Origin of the sequence: Cupriavidus sp. WS (assembly GCF_000395345.1) — a bacterium.
Classification (GTDB): Bacteria; Pseudomonadota; Gammaproteobacteria; order Burkholderiales; family Burkholderiaceae; genus Cupriavidus; species Cupriavidus basilensis_B.
The window spans coordinates 13,313-29,632 of the sequence record NZ_AQPL01000090.1 but is presented as its reverse complement, the minus strand read 5'-3'; the positions used below and the strand labels follow the sequence as shown (position 1 = coordinate 29,632).

Annotated in this window: 21 protein-coding genes; 15 read left to right on the top strand and 6 right to left on the bottom strand. The window is 72.9% G+C overall.

Annotation, left to right across the window (positions count from 1 at the left end; genetic code table 11):
* Positions 1-6: 6 nt before the first annotated feature.
* Positions 7-1,251 carry an IscS subfamily cysteine desulfurase gene (locus K206_RS0109140; protein ID WP_020202112.1) on the bottom strand — a complete coding sequence of 415 codons (1,245 nt, stop codon included), beginning with the start codon at positions 1,249-1,251 and terminating at the stop codon, positions 7-9.
* 322 nt (positions 1,252-1,573) lie between these two features.
* Here K206_RS0109140 and nifA point away from each other — a divergent pair, with 322 nt between their 5' ends.
* From nifA to K206_RS0109065, 15 genes are all read left to right on the top strand, one after another.
* The gene (nifA, locus tag K206_RS0109135) at positions 1,574-3,274 is read left to right on the top strand and encodes a nif-specific transcriptional activator NifA (protein ID WP_020202111.1); all 1,701 of its coding nucleotides are present in this window, start codon (positions 1,574-1,576) and stop codon (positions 3,272-3,274) included.
* Positions 3,275-3,582: 308 nt separating this feature from the next.
* The gene (nifB, locus tag K206_RS0109130; protein ID WP_020202110.1) at positions 3,583-5,181 is read left to right on the top strand and encodes a nitrogenase cofactor biosynthesis protein NifB; all 1,599 of its coding nucleotides are present in this window, start codon (positions 3,583-3,585) and stop codon (positions 5,179-5,181) included.
* A gap of 48 nt (positions 5,182-5,229) precedes the next feature.
* The gene (locus K206_RS0109125; RefSeq protein ID WP_020202109.1) at positions 5,230-5,424 is read left to right on the top strand and encodes a 4Fe-4S binding protein; all 195 of its coding nucleotides are present in this window, start codon (positions 5,230-5,232) and stop codon (positions 5,422-5,424) included.
* A 37-nt stretch (positions 5,425-5,461) separates the two neighbouring features.
* Entirely contained in the window at positions 5,462-5,866 is a 405-nt protein-coding gene (locus K206_RS0109120; protein WP_020202108.1) for an iron-sulfur cluster assembly accessory protein, read from the top strand.
* A 15-nt stretch (positions 5,867-5,881) separates the two neighbouring features.
* On the top strand, positions 5,882-6,721 hold the full coding sequence (locus tag K206_RS0109115) for a 4Fe4S-binding leucine-rich repeat protein (protein ID WP_020202107.1): 840 nt from the start codon (positions 5,882-5,884) through the stop codon (positions 6,719-6,721).
* Positions 6,714-7,094: a nitrogen fixation protein NifZ gene (locus tag K206_RS0109110; protein ID WP_020202106.1), complete on the top strand. Its 381-nt coding sequence runs from the start codon at positions 6,714-6,716 to the stop codon at positions 7,092-7,094. Before K206_RS0109115 ends, K206_RS0109110 begins: the two co-directional genes overlap by 8 nt.
* On the top strand, positions 7,091-7,366 hold the full coding sequence (locus K206_RS0109105) for a nitrogen fixation protein NifZ (RefSeq protein ID WP_020423720.1): 276 nt from the start codon (positions 7,091-7,093) through the stop codon (positions 7,364-7,366). Before K206_RS0109110 ends, K206_RS0109105 begins: the two co-directional genes overlap by 4 nt.
* Positions 7,363-7,749 carry a hypothetical protein gene (locus K206_RS0109100; protein WP_020202104.1) on the top strand — a complete coding sequence of 129 codons (387 nt, stop codon included), beginning with the start codon at positions 7,363-7,365 and terminating at the stop codon, positions 7,747-7,749. Before K206_RS0109105 ends, K206_RS0109100 begins: the two co-directional genes overlap by 4 nt.
* Before the next feature lie 118 nt (positions 7,750-7,867).
* A complete protein-coding gene (locus K206_RS0109095; protein ID WP_020202103.1) occupies positions 7,868-9,049 on the top strand; it encodes a cysteine desulfurase family protein in 1,182 nt (393 codons plus the stop codon).
* A gap of 2 nt (positions 9,050-9,051) precedes the next feature.
* Complete coding sequence (nifT, locus tag K206_RS0109090; RefSeq protein ID WP_020202102.1) at positions 9,052-9,270, top strand: putative nitrogen fixation protein NifT; 219 nt, start codon at positions 9,052-9,054, stop codon at positions 9,268-9,270.
* A gap of 1 nt (position 9,271) precedes the next feature.
* Positions 9,272-9,532, top strand: coding sequence for a hypothetical protein (locus tag K206_RS0109085; protein ID WP_020202101.1), 261 nt, complete (start codon positions 9,272-9,274; stop codon positions 9,530-9,532).
* Between the two features lie 7 nt (positions 9,533-9,539).
* Positions 9,540-10,703, top strand: coding sequence for a DegT/DnrJ/EryC1/StrS aminotransferase family protein (locus K206_RS0109080; RefSeq protein ID WP_020202100.1), 1,164 nt, complete (start codon positions 9,540-9,542; stop codon positions 10,701-10,703).
* Positions 10,704-10,712: 9 nt separating this feature from the next.
* The gene (locus K206_RS0109075) at positions 10,713-11,570 is read left to right on the top strand and encodes an SIR2 family protein (RefSeq protein ID WP_020202099.1); all 858 of its coding nucleotides are present in this window, start codon (positions 10,713-10,715) and stop codon (positions 11,568-11,570) included.
* A gap of 52 nt (positions 11,571-11,622) precedes the next feature.
* A complete protein-coding gene (locus tag K206_RS0109070; RefSeq protein WP_020202098.1) occupies positions 11,623-11,919 on the top strand; it encodes a 2Fe-2S iron-sulfur cluster-binding protein in 297 nt (98 codons plus the stop codon).
* A gap of 8 nt (positions 11,920-11,927) precedes the next feature.
* Positions 11,928-13,607 carry an FAD-dependent oxidoreductase gene (locus K206_RS0109065; protein ID WP_020202097.1) on the top strand — a complete coding sequence of 560 codons (1,680 nt, stop codon included), beginning with the start codon at positions 11,928-11,930 and terminating at the stop codon, positions 13,605-13,607.
* Here K206_RS0109065 and K206_RS0109060 read toward each other — a convergent pair.
* From K206_RS0109060 to K206_RS0109040, 5 genes are all read right to left on the bottom strand, one after another.
* On the bottom strand, positions 13,604-13,840 hold the full coding sequence (locus K206_RS0109060) for a zinc ribbon domain-containing protein (protein WP_020202096.1): 237 nt from the start codon (positions 13,838-13,840) through the stop codon (positions 13,604-13,606). The genes K206_RS0109065 and K206_RS0109060 overlap by 4 nt on opposite strands.
* Positions 13,841-13,880: 40 nt before the next feature.
* On the bottom strand, positions 13,881-14,330 hold the full coding sequence (locus tag K206_RS0109055) for an ArsC/Spx/MgsR family protein (protein ID WP_020202095.1): 450 nt from the start codon (positions 14,328-14,330) through the stop codon (positions 13,881-13,883).
* A gap of 12 nt (positions 14,331-14,342) precedes the next feature.
* Complete coding sequence (locus K206_RS0109050) at positions 14,343-14,903, bottom strand: ankyrin repeat domain-containing protein (RefSeq protein WP_020202094.1); 561 nt, start codon at positions 14,901-14,903, stop codon at positions 14,343-14,345.
* Between the two features lie 70 nt (positions 14,904-14,973).
* A complete protein-coding gene (locus K206_RS0109045) occupies positions 14,974-15,582 on the bottom strand; it encodes a hypothetical protein (RefSeq protein ID WP_020202093.1) in 609 nt (202 codons plus the stop codon).
* A gap of 56 nt (positions 15,583-15,638) precedes the next feature.
* Positions 15,639-16,112: a group II truncated hemoglobin gene (locus K206_RS0109040; RefSeq protein WP_020202092.1), complete on the bottom strand. Its 474-nt coding sequence runs from the start codon at positions 16,110-16,112 to the stop codon at positions 15,639-15,641.
* Positions 16,113-16,320 lie beyond the last annotated feature (208 nt).

The window sequence follows — 16,320 nt, the reverse complement described above, 5'->3', positions numbered from 1 at the left end:
GGGAAATCAGTGCGCGGCCCACTGGATCGTGCTCAGGTCCACGCCGGCGCGCGCCATGTCCCACAGCGGGCTCATGTCGCGCAGCCGGGCCACCACCTGCGCGATGCGCGCGATGGTGAAGTCGATCTCCTCGGCGGTGGTGAAGCGCCCGAGCGAGAAGCGCACCGAGCTGTGCGCCAGCTCGTCGCTGCGGCCCATCGCGCGCAGCACGTAGCTGGGCTCCAGGCTGGCCGAGGTGCAGGCCGATCCCGACGAGACCGCCACGTCCTTGATGCCCATCAGCAGCGACTCGCCCTCGACGTAGCTGAAGCTGGCGTTGAGATAGTGCGGCGCGCGCCGTTCGGCGTCGCCGTTGAGCGCCACCGCCTCCATGCGCGACAGGCCGGCCCACAGCCGCTCGCGCAGCGCGCGGATGCGCGCGTTGTCGGACGCCATGCTCTCGCGCGCCAGCCAGAACGCCTCGCCCATGCCCACGATCTGGTGCGTGGGCAGCGTGCCGGAGCGCAGGCCGCGCTCGTGGCCGCCGCCGTGCATCTGGCATTCGATGCGCACGCGCGGGCGGCGCCGCACGTACAGCGCGCCGATGCCCTTCGGCCCGTACAGCTTGTGCGCCGACAGCGACATCAGGTCGACCGGCAGCTCGGCCAGGTCGATCGGCACCTTGCCCGCCGCCTGCGCCGCGTCGACGTGGAGCAGCACGCCGCGCGCGCGGCACAGCGCGCCCAGCGCGGCGATGTCCTGGATGACGCCGGTCTCGTTGTTGACCAGCATCACGGACGCCAGCACGGTGCCGTGCGTGAGCGCGGCCGCGAACACGTCCGGGTCCACCAGGCCGCTCGCCAGCACCGGCAGCACCGTGACCGCGAAGCCCTCGCGCTCGAGTTCGCGCATGGTGTCGAGCACCGCCTTGTGCTCGGTGGCCAGCGTCACCAGGTGGTTGCCGCGGGCGCGGTGGAAGCGCGCCGCGCCCTTGATGGCGAGGTTGTTGGATTCGGTGGCGCCGGAAGTCCAGGCGATCTCGCGCGGATCGGCATTGATCAGCGCGCACACCTGCTCGCGCGCCAGCTCCACCGCTTCCTCCGCCGCCCACCCGTAGGCGTGCGAGCGGCTGGCGGCGTTGCCGTACAGCTCGGTCAGGTACGGGATCATGCGCCGCGCCACGCGCGGGTCCACCGGCGTGGTGGCCGCGTAGTCGAGATAGACGGGCCGGCCATGACGGGGGAAGGCGCGGTCGCGGTGGAGGTCCGGCATGGCTGGCTCCTGGAATGTGTGGGGGTGGCAGTGGCTGCCAGGCAGCGGCATTTCCGCAACTTCCATGCCACTGGCTTTTTTGCGCCGCATGGGCCGGCCCGGCGGCGGCGGCTGTTGTTTTTGTCGGAGCGCGGCCGCTGCCGCGCGGCGGCGGTTGTCCCGTTTGTCGGATTTGTGCGGGTGGCGCGCGGGGCGCGCGTGCTCCGTGTTGGGGACGGAATCGCGGCATGAATCTTGCGTGATTTTTCTCATTCCAATAGTCCGTCCTCACGCTGTGCCGCAGGCTCGAACGAGCGTGGCATCGCCCGCAACGGGGGGAACCATGCTGAAAACACAGGCAACAGAAGCTCGCCGCGAGCTGGATGCCGTCTACGAGGTCAGCAAGACGCTGGTTTCGTCGCTGGACGTCACCAAGACCTTCCGCGAGGCGCTGAATTATCTTTTGCACGCGGTGGACTGGCGGCGCGCCTTCGTGGTGCTTGGCGAGCCCGAAGGGCAGCTGCGCGGCCTGTGCGCCGCCGGCATGTCCTACGACGAGCAGCAGCGCCTGCGCTTCAAGGTGGGCGAGGGCATCGTCGGGCGGGTCTACGGCAGCGGCGTGCCGGCCATCGTGCGCGATGTGCGCGACGAGCCGCTGTTCCTCAACCGCACCGGCGGCGCCGACCTGATGCCGGGCGCCTGCATCGCCATGCTGGCGATGCCGATCCAGGCCGACCGGCGCATGCTCGGCGTGCTCGCCGTCGACTGCCTCAATCCCGGCGGCCTGCGCACCTTCACCGACGACCTCCACCTGATGAAGATCGTCGCCACGCTGATGGGACAGGCGCTACTGCTCCACCGCAGCGTGAGCGCGGCGCACGACAACATGCAGGCCGAGGTGCGGCGCATGCAGAAGGTCATCAAGCCGCGCCACCAGCTCGACCAGGTGGTGGGCGTGTCGGCGCCGATGCAGGAGGTGTTCGGCCAGGTGCGGCAGGTGGCGCCGGCGCGCACCACGGTGCTGCTGCGCGGGGAGAGCGGCACCGGCAAGGAAGTCATCGCGCGCGCCATCCACAACCTGTCGCCGCGCAGCGGCGAGGCCTTCGTCTGCGTGAACTGCGCCGCGCTGACCGAGTCGCTGCTGGAGAGCGAGCTGTTCGGCCACGAGAAGGGGGCGTTCACCGGCGCGCAGGGACAGCGCAAGGGACGGTTCGAACTGGCGCACGGCGGCACGCTGTTCCTCGACGAGATCGGCGACATCTCGGCCTCGTTCCAGGCCAAGCTGCTGCGCGTGCTGCAGGAGCGCGAGTTCGAGCGCGTCGGCGGCGGCACCGCGGTGAAGGTCGACGTGCGCCTGATCCTCGCCACCAACCGCAACCTCGAGCGCATGGTCAAGTCCGGCGAGTTCCGCGCCGATCTCTATTACCGCATCAACGTGGTCAGCATCCAGTTGCCGCCGCTGCGCGAGCGCCGCGAGGACATCCCGGCGATGGCGCAGCACTTCCTCGACCGCTTCAACCGCGACAACGGGCGCGCGATCCGCTTCAGCGCCGAGGCCATGCGCGTGCTGACCAGCTGCTACTGGCCCGGCAACGTGCGCGAGCTGGAGAACTGCGTCGAGCGCACCGCCACCATGACGCACGACGGCGTGATCAACCGCCTGGCGTTCCTGTGCCAGGAGGACCGCTGCCTGACCAAGGTGCTGCATCACCTCGAGCGCGAGGACGCGGTGCGCCCCGGCAGCCTGGCCGGCATCCCCATCACCGAGGTGCCGATGGCGGAGCCGCAGCACGCGGGCGCCGACGGCGCCGCCATGCCGCCGGGCTGGCCCGCCGGCGTGCCCGGCGTGCCCGGCGAGAGCCCGCCCGACCCGCAGGCGGCGGCGCCCTGCGACGGCAAGCCGGAAGGCGAGCGCGAGCGGCTGATGTGGGCGATGGAACGCTGCGGCTGGGTGCAGGCCAAGGCCGCGCGGCTGCTCAAGATCACGCCGCGGCAGATGGGCTACGCGCTGCAGAAATACGGCATCGAGGTGCGCAGGTTCTGACCAGGGCGGCGCGCGCGCGGCGCGCCGCTCTCCCGTTTTTTTCCGCTTCCCCGCGTTCCGTCCTCCCCCTTCTCTTCTTCCCCGCTTGCGCCACCATCGACGCCACCACAATGGCCGGCGTCGCCGTGTGCGCTTTGTCGCAAGACCGACAGAATCGGGCCGGACTGTCGGTGCGCGGCGCCCGCGGGGTTGCGACAAAATCCCCGCGGATGCCGCTAAGTCCTTGATCGGAAAGCATCTTGCCGGGTGGCATGGATTTGGCTTTAACGCTTGCACGCGACCGTGGTCGGTGGCGAGGAGAGATTTCCATGCAAGCGAGCTCGAATGCCGGCGCCATGCCCGCCACCACCTACATCGGCATCGGCCAGATCCGCCCCCTCGGCGCCAAGGGCGACGTGCCCGCCGCCGGCGGCGGCTGCGGCACGCAGGGCGGCGAGGGCAAGGCCAGTTGCGGTTCCTCGGGCGGCCCCGACGACATGCCGGCGGAGATCTGGGAAAAGGTGAAGAACCACCCGTGCTACTCCGAGGAAGCGCATCACCACTACGCGCGCATGCACGTCGCGGTGGCGCCCGCCTGCAACATCCAGTGCAACTACTGCAACCGCAAGTACGACTGCTCCAACGAATCGCGCCCGGGCGTGGTCTCGCAGAAGCTCACGCCCGAGCAGGCCGTCAAGAAGGTGGTCGCGGTGGCGAGCGAGATCCCGCAGATGACGGTGCTCGGCATCGCCGGCCCCGGCGACTCGCTGGCCAACCCGAAGAAGACCTTCGACACCTTCCGCATGCTGCAGGAGCAGGCGCCCGACATCAAGCTGTGCATCTCCACCAACGGCCTGGCGCTGCCCGAGCTGGTGGACGAGATCTGCACGTACAACATCGACCACGTCACCATCACCATCAACATGGTCGATCCCGCCGTGGGCGAGAAGATCTACCCGTGGATCTTCTGGGAGCACAAGCGCGTCACCGGCTACGAGGCGGCCCGCATCCTGCACGAGCAGCAGATGAAGGGCCTCGAGATGCTGACCGCGCGCGGCGTGCTGACCAAGATCAACTCGGTGCTGATCCCCGGCATCAACGACGAGCACCTGATCGAGGTGAACCGCGAGGTCAAGAAGCGCGGCGCGTTCCTGCACAACATCATGCCGCTGATCTCCGAGCCCGAGCACGGCACCTACTTCGGCCTCAACGGCCAGCGCGGGCCGAGCGCGCAGGAGCTCAAGGCGGTGCAGGACGCCTGCATGGGCGGCGCCAACCTGATGCGCCACTGCCGCCAGTGCCGCGCCGACGCGGTCGGCCTGCTGGGCGAGGACCGTAGCGAGGAATTCACGCTCGACAAGATCGAGCAGATGGAAGTGGTCTACGACCTCGACCGCCGGCGCGAGTACCAGAGCCGGGTCGAGGCCGAGCGCCAGGCCCAGCACGCCGCCAAGGAAGAGGCGCTGGCCGCGGCGCGGGCGCTCGATGCCGCCGATCCGCTCAAGGTGCTGGTGGCGGTGGCCACCAAGGGCGGCGGCCGCGTCAACGAGCATTTCGGCCACGTCACGGAATTCCAGATCTTCGAGGTGTCGGCCAGCGAGGCGCTGTTCGTCGGCCACCGGCGCGTGGACCTGTACTGCCAGGGCGGCTACGGCGACGACGAGCAGCTGCCCTCGGTGGTGCGCGCCATCAACGACTGCCACGCGGTGCTGGTGGCCAAGATCGGCGCCTGCCCGAAGGACGAGCTGGCCCAGGCCGGCATCGAGCCGGTGGACCAGTACGTCGGCGAGTTCATCGAGAAGGCGGCGCTGGCCTGGTTCGACGACTACCGCGGCCGCGTGGCCAGCGGCGCGGTCGCGCACCGGGACCGCGGCGACGCCGCGATCCGGCAGGGCGCCTACACCGCGGGCGCTGCCGAGGTGGCCTGACGCCGCCAGCCATTCCCCACACAAGAGAAAACACAGAAGAGAGTCATCATGTCCCTCAAGATCATCGCTTCGACCTGCACCGGCTGCTCGGCCTGCGAGCCCGAATGCCCCAACGTCGCCATCCGCGAGAAGGGCGGCATCTTTGTCATCGACCCCAAGAAATGCACCGAATGCGAGGGGCACTACGACGATCCGCAATGCGTCGCGGTGTGCCCGGTGGACGGCTGCATCGTCCCGGCCTGAAGCCGGGCCGCCCACTACCCAGGAGAGAAGCCGAACCATGCTGCCCAACCTCACCATCACCCCCGCCGCGGACAAGTTCATGCGCCGCATCGTGCGTTTCTCGGGGCTGCCGGCCGGCGCCGGCTTCCGCCTGCTCGTGAGCGCGGGCGGCTGCTCGGGCTACAACGCGGAATTCAGCGCGGAGCCGGCGCCGCAGCCCGGCGAGCAGGTGCTCGAGGCCGACGGCCTGCGCCTGTTCCTGCCGGCGGCCAGCCGGCTGATGCTCGACGGCGTGACCATCGACTTCGCCGACACGCCCACGCAGTCGGGGCTGACCTTCTTCAATCCCGCGCAGGGCGCGTGCGGCTGCGGCAGCTCGGCGGCGGCGGAGCCCGGCGTGGCGCGCATCGAGGTCGGCGCGATCGGCCGCGGCCGGCCGCCGGCACCGCCGCGGGCGTCCTGAACGCGGAGCGCGGACATGGATGCCATCGATGCGGTGCGCCCGCCCGCCGGGGACATTCCCGCGCGGCACTGGCGGGGCGGCCCGGTGGACTGCGCCGGCTGCGAATACGCCGCGCTGCGCGGCCTGCCGGACCAGCGCGGCTGCGAGCCGGGCCACGCCTGCATGCAGGACGCCTACGCGCGCCGCATCGACCGCTTCTTCCGCTGGCATCCCGAGCAGGGCAACGCGCAGCTCGCGCACCCGTACTTCGAGGTGCGCGCCATCGCCGCGCGCCACGCCGACGTCTTCCGCCTGCCGGCGCTGGCCGCCGATCCCGACGAGACCGTGCGCCTGCAGGCGGCGCTGCGGCTGCCGCTGGCGCAGCTGCGCCGGCTCGCCGCGGACCCGCACCGCGAGGTGCGCATGCGCGTGGCGCTGCGCCTGGCGCCGCCCGACCTCGCGGCGCTGCGCTACGACCCCGACTACGGCGTGCGCGAGCTGGTGGCGCGGCGCCTGCCGCCGGCCCTGCTGCCGACGATGGCCGCCGACGCCGAGCGCAGCGTGCGCATGCGCGTGGCCCAGCGCCTGGAAATGCCGGCGCTGTGGCGCCTGGCGCGCGACCCGGAAGCCGAGGTCAGGCGCATCGTGGTGCAGCGCCTGCCGCCGGCGCTGCTGGCCGGCATGGCGGGCGACGCCGACTGGCGCGTGCGCTGGGAAGTGGCGCAGCGCGCCGAACGCGCCGCGCTCGCGGCGCTGGCCGACGATCCCGATCCCGAGGTGCGCCGCGCGGTGCGGGAGCGCCGCATGGCGGCGCCCGCGTCCGTCCCGGCGTCCGTTCCCACCGCCGGCAGCCGGCAAGGAGCGCTCCATGTCTGACATCAACCGCGACGACGACCTGATCGAGGTCGCCTTCCCGCCGCGCTTCCACTACGGCGAGCGCGTGATCGCGCGCTCGGTGATCCGCAACGACGGCACCTACAACGGCAAGGACATCGGCGAGGTGCTGGTGGCGCGCGGCGAGATCGGCTACGTCACCGCCATCAACACCTTCCTGCAGCAGTTCTACATCTACGCGGTGGACTTCGTCGAGAGCGGCCATCGCGTCGGCATGCGCGCCAAGGAACTGTGCACGCTCGACAACCTGCCCGAGGACGTGCTGGCGCGCCTGGGCGAGCGCGCCGGGGCGCTGCGCGCGATGGGCGCGGATACCGGCGAGGGCGCCGGCGCGGCGCGGGAGCGGACATCATGAATATGCTGGCGGCCCCCGCGGCCTACTCATGGGGCATGCGCGTGATCGCGCTCGACGACCTCCGCAACGACGGCAGCTACCCGGGCCGCGCCGATGGCGAATGCCTGGCCGAGGCCGGCAGCGTGGGCGAGATCGTCAACGTCGGGCAGGTGGTGGAAAGCGGCGAGCCGGTCTACCTGGTGGAGTTCGGCGGCTGCGTGGTCGGCTGCACCGAGGACGAGATCGCGCCCGCGCCCGCCGGGCTGCTGCCCCAGGGCGGAGCGGCGGCATGACGTCCGCCGGGCGCGCGCCGCGGGACGCCGACGCGGGAGGCCGCGGCGTCGGCAGTGACAGCGGCGAGGGCGGCGTGCTGGACCTGACCCGCTACCGCGTCGAGCGCGCCCTGCGCCAGCGCGCGCGCTACCGCTACGTGCGGCCGCGCGTGCTGCGCGAGGCGCAGGGCCTGCGCATCGAAAGCCCGTGCTGCTCGCGCAACGTGGATGCCGCGGGCGGGCTGATCGACATCGCCTGGCTGGCGCGCGATGGCGAGGGGCAGTGGTGCCTGCACGCGCGCGACCACGCGGCGCGGTGCTGGGTGCTGCGCCAGCGTAGCGCCGAGCTGGCCCCGCTGCTGGACGCGCTGTGCGTCGATGCCGAGCGCGTGTACTGGCCATGAAACGGCGCAGCGGCCACCGCCGGCGGCACGGAACCGGCGCACGGAACGGAACGAGCGCGGAAAGCGCAAGCAGCGCAAGACGCGCAAGCAGCGAAAAACGCGAAACAGGCGGAGCCCGATGATCTACCTCGACCACAACGCGACCACGCCGCCGGCGCCTGCCGTGGCGCAGGCCATGCTGTCCGCGCTGAGCGGCGCCTGGGCCAACCCGTCGTCGCAGCACGCGCCCGGCGAGGAGGCCCGGCGCGCGCTGGCGGCGGCGCGCGCCACCGCCGCGCGCGCGCTCGGCTGCAAGCCGGCCGAGCTGATCTTCACCAGCGGCGCCACCGAGGCCGGCCACCTCGCCGTGCTGGGGCTGCACGCGGCCGCCGGCGGGCGCGGGCGGCTGGTGTTCGGCGCGGTGGAGCACGCCGGCCAGCTGCGCCTGGCGCACGCGCTGGCCGCGCGCGGCATCGCGGTGGACTTCATCGCCGTGCACGCCGACGGCACGCTCGACCTCGACAGCGCGGCCCGGCTGATCGGCCCCGGCGTGGCGCTGGTCTCGCTGATGGCCGCCAACAACGAAACCGGCGTGCTGATGCCGGTGGCCGCGGTGCGCGAGCTGGCCCGCGCCGCCGGCGCGCGCATGCACGTCGACGCCACGCAACTGGCCGGCAAGCTGCCCTTCGATTTCACCGCGCTCGGCGTCGACGCGGTCTCGCTTTCCGCGCACAAGCTGCGCGGGCCCAAGGGCGCCGGCGCGCTGCTGCTGCGCCAGGGCTGCGCGATCGTGCCGCAGTTGTTCGGCAGCCAGGAGCGGCACCGCCGCGGTGGCACCGAGAACCTGCCCGCCATCGCCGGCTTCGCCGCGGCGCTGGCGCGCCTGGGCGATGCGCAGCACGACCTGGCGCGCGAGGCGGCGCGGCAGGCCGCGCTGCGCGACATGCTGGAGCAGGGCCTGCGGCGCGCGCTGCCGGCCGTGCACGTGTTCTCGGCGCAGGCGCCGCGCCTGCCCGGCACCAGCTACCTGCGCTTCGGCCGGCTGCCGGCCGAGGTGGTGCTGCAGCGGCTCGGGCAGCTGGGCGTGGCCGCTTCCTCGGGCGCCGCCTGCTCGTCCGGCGGCAGCGAGCCGTCGCACGTGCTGGCGGCGATGGGCGTGCCGCGCGACGAGGCGCTGGCGGCCGTGCGCCTGTCGCTCGGCGAGACCACCACGGCGCAGAACATCGGGCACGTGGTGGCCGGGCTGCCGCCGCTGCTGGCGCCGCTGCTCGAAGACGACATGCCCGCCCACCGAACCCATGACGCAACGCTGGAGCCCTGACCATGAAAGTGATGATCCGCAAGGACAGCAAAGGCGCGCTCAGCGCCTACGTGCCGAAGAAGGACCTGGAGGAGCCCATCGTGGCGATGGCGCAGCCCGGCATGTGGGGCGGCCTGGTCACGCTGGCCAACGGCTGGCAGCTCGAGCTGCCGGTCATGGCGGCCGACACGCCGCTGCCGATCACCGTCGAGGCCAGGCGCATCGCCGGCAAGGAGGAATGAGATGGGCCTGAGCACCGAACAACTGCGCGCCGCCGCCGAGCTGGTGGGCGCGGCGCCCACGCTGCGCGACGCCGCCGCCCAGTGGCGCGCGCGCCATCCCGGCGTGCGCGCGCTGCTGGTCGACGCGCTCGACATGCGCGACGAGACCGCCGCGCTGCGCCTGGGCGCGCGCAGCGTCTACCTGGCGGCGTCGAACGGGCACTGCTGGTCCGTCACGCAGCGGCCCGACGAGGCCGACGCGCTGATCCTGACGCAGGACTAGGCCGCACATGGAAATCGACGCCATTTCCCTCAGCGAGCCCGACTGCAGCGCGCGCGAAGCCGAGCTGGTCGGCGCGGTGCTGCAATCCGCGCGCTGGAGCGACGGGCCCATGCGCGAATCGTTCGAGCGCGCCTTCGCCGGCTGGACCGGCCGCGCCCACGCGGTGGCGGTGGCGAGCGGCACCGCCGGCACCTGGATCGCGCTGCGCGCGCTGGGCATCGGCCCCGGCGACGAAGTGGTGTGCGCCGCGCACACCTGGCATCAGGTCGCGCATGCCGTCACGCTGGCCGGCGCCGCGCCGGTGTTCGCCGACATCGACTACTGGAGCGGCTGCCTCAGCGCCGAGAAGGCCGCGCGCAGGATCGGCCCGCGCACGCGCGCCATCCTGGCCGGCAACACCAACGGCCATCCGGCCGCCTGGGGCCCGCTGCGCGAGTTGGCCGACGCGCACGGCGTGGCGCTGATCGAGGACAGCACCGAGGCGCTCGGCTCGCGCTACAGGGGGCGCGGCGTGGGCGCCTTCGGCGACGTGGCGGTGTTCGATTTCTCCGCGCCGTCGGCGCTGTGCACCGGCGAGGGCGGCATGCTGGTCACGGACGACGAGCGGCTCGCGCACGAGCTGCGCTACCTGCGCCAGCGCCGGGTGGCCGACCGCGCCTCGGTCTCGGTCGGCGCGCGGGTGCCGCTGCAGGGCGCCATGAGCGAGCTGACCGCGGCGCTCGGGCTGGCGCAGCTCGCCGGGCTCGACGAGCGGCTGGCGCGGCGCAAGCAGGTCGAGGCCTGGTACCAGGAGCAGATGCAGAGCTTCGAGGGCATCAAGCCGCCGTACCTCGCCGAGGACGTGGAGGAAGTCCACTGGATGCTCTACGTGGTGCACCTGGGCAAGCGCTTCACGCAGAGCGCGCGCGCGCAGATGATCGACGACATGCGGTCCTGCGGCATCGAGACCGCGCCCTACAGCCATCCGCTGCACCAGCAGTTCCACTACATGAACACCGGCGACGCGGCCGCGCACAAGCGCGGCCTGCTGCCCGACACCGAGCGCATCGGCGACCGCGCGCTGGCGCTGCCGCTGCACGCGCAGCTCGACGCCAGCCAGGTCAAGTACATCGTCAAGACGCTCAAGGACACCGCGACCAACGTCGGTGCCGGCGCCGCCATCTATCTCTGAGGTCCGGACATGCCCGCCGACATTGACCCAACCGACATCGATCAGATCGCCCGCCACCTGAACGCCGGCGCCATCATTCCCTACCTCGGTCCGGGGCTGCTGGCGCTGTGCGCCGACGCGGCCGTGCCGGCCACGCCGGTGGCGCTGGCGGAGCTTCTGACCGCGCGCATCAGCGTGCCGCACAAGATCCGCAAGCGGCTCACCCAGGCCGCGCAGTTCATCGAGAACTTCAAGCACCGCAAGTCGGTGGTCAACCTGCTGAACGAGGCTTTCGCCGCCACGCCGTCGCCGTCGCCGCTGCACCTGGCGCTGGCCGCCAGCGGCGCGGGGCTGTGGGTCGACACCTGGTACGACGACACCTTCGCCGCCGCGCTGGCGCAAGCGCGCCCGCGCGGCGGCTGGGCGCAGGTGCAGGGCCTGTCGCAGGCCGAGCATTTCGGCACGTGGTTCGGCGCCTACGGCCCGCACGGCGAGCCGCTGCCGGACGTGCCCGCCGCCGGCGCGCTGTTGTACAAGCCGATCGGCGGCCACGCGCCGGCCGCCAACTACCTGGTGTCCGACAGCGACTACGTCGAGGTGCTGACCGAGATCGACATCCAGACCCCGATCCCGCCGGCCGTGCAGGCCTGGCGCGGCGGGCGCGGCTTCCTGTTCCTGGGCTGCCGCTTCGACGACCAGCTCACGCGCAGCTTCGCGCGCCAGATCATGAAGCGCTCGTCCGGCGCGCACTGGGCGGTGCTGCCCGACGCGCCCACGCGCATGGAGGCGCGCTTCCTGGAAGAGCAGGGCATCGCCCGCATCGCCATGCCGCTGCCGGCGTTCGCCGACGCGCTGGTGGCCGCGCTGCGGCCCGCCCTGGCCGCGTAGCGGCGCCCGGCGCTTTTTCATGCATCGCAAACCAACCGGAGAAACCGAAATCATGACCGCACTGACCGTACTGCCCGCCGGCAAGACCTATGATGTGGCCGCCGGCGCCACGCTGCTGCAGGCGCTGCTCGCCAGCGGCGAGCCCATCGCGCACAAGTGCGACGGCAAGGCCGAATGCGGCGCCTGCCACGTCTTCGTGCAGGAGGGGCGCAAGAGCCTGTCGAAGATCCAGCGCGGCGAGAACGAGAAGCTGGACACCATCGTCGGCGTCGGCGCCAAGTCGCGCCTGGCCTGCCAGGCGGTGCTGGGCGAAGAGCCGGTGACGGTCGAGCTGCTGAGCTTCGTCTGAGCCGCGCCGTGGCCGGGGTCGAAGCGCTGCTGGCCGACGTGGCCATCGTCGGCGCCGGGGTGTGCGGCCTCGCGCTGGCGCGCGCGCTGCACGCGCGGGGGCGCTCGCTGGTGCTGGTCGAGGCGCGCGCGCGGCTCGGCGGCCGCGCGCTGTCGCGGCGCTGCGAAGCCACCGGACAGATGCTGGACCTCGGCCCGGCGTGGTTCTGGCCCGAGACCGAGCCGCGCGTCGCCGCGCTGCTCGACGAGCTCGGGCTGGCCAGCCGGCCCCAGCACGACCCCGGCGACGCGCTCTGGCTCACCGACCCGGACCGCGCGCCCGAGCGGCGCATGGCGCCCGGCGGCGTGCATGCCGGCGCGCGCCGCATCGCCGGCGGCGCGCAGCGCCTGGTGGCGGCGCTGGCCGACGCGCTGCCGGCGGGCAGCCTGCGCACCGGCAGCGCGCTGCGCCGGCTGCGCGACCGCGGCACCCACGTCGAACTGGAACTCGAACTGGGGCCCGAAGGTGGAGAAGGCGGCGGCACGCGCCTGCTGCGCGCGCGCCACGTGGTGCTGGCCTTGCCGCCGCGCCTGGCGCACGAGCGCGTCGCCTTCGAGCCGCCGCTGCCCGCGGCGCTGGCCGGCATGCTCGCCGCCACGCCGACCTGGATGGCGGCGCAGGCCAAGGTGGTGACCACCTACGCCCGCCCGTTCTGGCGCCAGGCGGGGCATTCGGGCAATGCCTTCGTGCGCCATGCCCAGGCCATGCTGGGCGAGGTGTTCGATGCCAGCGACGACGCCACCGAGGCCGGCGCGCTGGGCGGCTTCGTCGCGCTCGGCGCGGCGCAGCGCGCCGAGTTCCGGCGCGGCACCGCGCTGCTGGTGGAGAGCCAGCTGGCCCAGCTGTACGGCGCCGAGGCGCAGCACGGCGGCCGCCAGCATCTGCTCGACTGGGCCGACGAGCCGTGGACCTGCAGCCGCGCCGACCGCGCCGGCCCGGCGGCGCTGCCCCAGGCCGATCCCGGGCTGCGCCTGGCGCACTGGTCGGGACGGCTGCATTTCGGCGGCAGCGAGAGCGCCGCGCATGGTGCCGGCCACCTCGAAGGCGCGCTGGAAGCGGCGGCGCGCATCGCGCGGGCGCTGGCGCCGGCGGCGGACGGCGCCGGCGACGATGCGGGCAATGACGGCAATGAGGACAGTGCGGCCGAGGCGCGCGCGGCGTTCGCCGCCTGCGTGTCGGCGCGCCGCGAGCAGGCGCCCTCGCGCTACCGCCAGCACCTGGAGCGGCTGCTGTCGAGCCAGCAGCCGCAGCAGCCGACGCAGCGCGCGCTGCTGGCCACCGCGGAGCAGGTCTACAGCGAGGCGCTGGACGCGCTCGACACGCTGCTGCCCGGGCTCGGCGCCGGCCGCGCGGGTCCGGCGCAGGCCGGCCGGCATGCACTGACGCCGGTGCTGCTGGCCGTCTTCGACGGCTGGAACCGGCAGCTCATGGACGCGGCGCTGGCCTTCAACGGCAGCGCGTGCGCGCTGTCCGGTTTTCCCGAGGAGCATCGGCCGGACGCGGCCTTGCAGCGCGCCATCGTGCTCGACCTGGCGGCGGCGTGGCGCGAGTTCGCGCTGGCGCTGAACGCGCGGCTGCTGGCGGCCGGCGCGCGGCCGGGCAGCGACGGGCCGGGCAGCCACGCGGAGATCGCACGGCGGCCGGCCTAGCGCAGCAGCTTGTTGCGCTCGGCCGCGCTGTACTGGCTGAAGTGGCCTTCGCGCGCGGCCTGCCGGCGCGCGGCGGCGACGATGGCCTTGCTCTTGCCGGGCGCGGCCGGCGCGCTGACCTGCTTGTCCAGCGCGGTGCCGCCGCATTGCGGGCAGGCTGGCGTGGCGCCGGCGCGCACCAGCGTCTCGAAGCGGTGCCCGCAGGCCTGGCAAAGATAGTCGTACAGCGGCATCGTCAACTCCGTTCAACGCGATTCATGGGATTCATGCGATTCATTCGGGTCGCTTCGGTCCGGCATCGGTCAGCGCGGCGCAGTGGCCCACGGCCGCCGCGCAGCCCTCCAGCGGCCGGTCCGCGGCGGGGGCGTCGGCGCCGAGCCCGACCCATGCGTGCACGGCGGCGACGTCGAAGCCCGCCATGCGCCGCTCGCCGTGCGCCATCAGCGGGCGCCGGATCAGCAGCGGCTCGGCCAGCAGCAGGGCCAGCGCGGCGCCGGCGTCGAGTTTCTCGGGCACCACCTCGCCGGACTTGACGCGCGGCGCCGCGCGGTTGAACCACGCGCCGACCGGCAGCGGCGCCAGGTAGGCCAGCAGCGCCTCGCCGGTCCAGGGCCAGCGCAGCAGGTCGCGCACTTCCAGCGTGTGGCCGGCCGCGCGCAGCAGCGCCTTTTGCCGCGCGTTGCCGCCGCAGCCGGGTTTTCCATAGAAGACGATATGGCTCATGGGCGGTTTCGCTCAGGCTTCCCGCAGCGCGGCGTCGAGCGCGGGCATGGCCATGCGGCGCGCCGCGCGCAGCAGCTGCAGGCCGCGCTCGGCGGCCATGTCGAGCGCGCTGCGGCCGTCGGGCGCGTACAGGTTGGCCGAGGCGCCGTGCGCCAGCAGGATCTGCAGCACCTCCAGCCGGCCGCTGGCCGCGGCCTGCATCAGGCAGGTGATGTCGTCGTCGTTGGCGTGGTCGATCGGCGCGCCGGCCTGGATCAGGCGCACGATGGTCACGGGGTTGCCGTGCAGGCAGGCGAACCAGAGCGCGCCGTTGCCGTCGTCGTTGACCGCGCCGGGCGCGGCCCCGTAGGCCAGCAGCGCCGCGGCCACCGCGTCCTCGCCACGCCAGGCCGCGCGCATCAGCGGCGTGTCGCCGTTGGCGGCGCGCGCGTGCAGGTCCGGGAAGTCGTGATAGGCCAGCCACGTGGCGAGCGCCGCGGGGATGACCGGCGGCACGCCGGCGCCGGCCGCTTCGGCGGTGGCCTCGATGACGCGGCCGGCGACGGCCAGCGCGGTGTCGGTGGACGGGATCATGGTGGCGTCTCGCTGTCTGGCGTGGGTCGGAAGGCGCCGCCGGGCCAAGGCGGCCGGCGCCCGCGGGGGATCAGACCGGGCGGTTCTCGTTGGGGTTGCGCACCGGGCCCATCAGCTCCAGCCCTTCGGCGTAGGTGATGGTGTCGAAGGTCACGTCGAAGCGGAGCGCGGCGTCGGCCACCGCGTCGAGCTTGCCGGCGGTGTCGCGCTTCTTCAGGTCGTTCTTCTCCAGGTACAGCAGTTCGAGCATCTCGTTGTAGACGGTGGACTCGAAGATGGGCAGCACGTAGAACATCGCGCCCTTGTACGGCACCTGGTATTTCCTGCTCAGGTCGATGTTGTCGCAGAACAGGAAGTACTTGCCGCCGGCCGTCAGCGTGTCGCCGAGCACCTCGGCCACGTCCTTCAGGTATTCGAAGCTCAGCAGGTAGCCGGCGAAGAACGGCAGCTGCTTCTCGCCGATGGTGGCCACGGCCATCACCTGGTCGCAGGTCAGCTCGGGCGGGCGGGCCTCGTCGGCGAGCCTGGGCGCGAAGCGCAGCGCGAGCTCGCCGCGAAAACCGAAGCGGCCGGACTTGCCGGTGGGGGCCTTGAGCAGCGGGTTGAGCAGGCGGCCTTCGTGTTCGAGACGGGCGAACGCGGTGTCGTCGATCTCCTTGCGGGCAAGCGTGGCGGGCATGGCGGGTCCTTGTCGGTGGAAAGCGTGATGGGCGGGTGGCTCGGGTCGGGGCGGAATCAGGTTCGGGGGTTGCGCATCCAGTCCGCGATCTTGAAGAAGGCGGGCATCAGTTCGTCGCGCAGCGCGGCATCGGCGCCGGTCTCGTCGAGCGCGGCGCGCATGCAGGCCAGCCATGCGTCGCGCTCGGCCGCGCCGATGGCGAAGCCGGCGTGGCGCATGCGCAGGCGCGGATGGCCGTGCTGGGTGGAATAGCGCGGCGGGCCGCCGAGCCATTCGCACAGGTAGCTCACCAGCACCGCCTTGGTCGGCGACAGGTCGGGCTCGTGCATGGCGCGGATGCCGCGCGCGTCGGCGCGCGTGTCCATGTGGCGGTAGAAGGCGTCGACCAGCCGCGCGACCGCGGCGTCGCCGCCGAGGCGCTCGTAGTGCGTCGGCCGCGCGCGTTGCGCCGCGGGCTGCGTCGGCTGCGTGGCCGGCGTCGGTTGCGCGGGCTGCGCGGCGGGATCGGGTCGGGTTGCTGGTGTGTTCATGGCACGGCATTTCCGCAATAACCGTACCAGCCCGGGAAACCGCGCATGCGGCACGCATTGGCGCATGGGGCCGCGCGCGCGGCGCGTCCGGGCAGTGCCGTTCGCGACGAAGTTCGCACGCTTTGTCGGGTTCCCGACAAGCCCGCGCGCGCCGGCGCCGGCCGCGCGCGGCATCCCGCAAAGCCGCGCTGCCGCGCCGTTCGCGGAC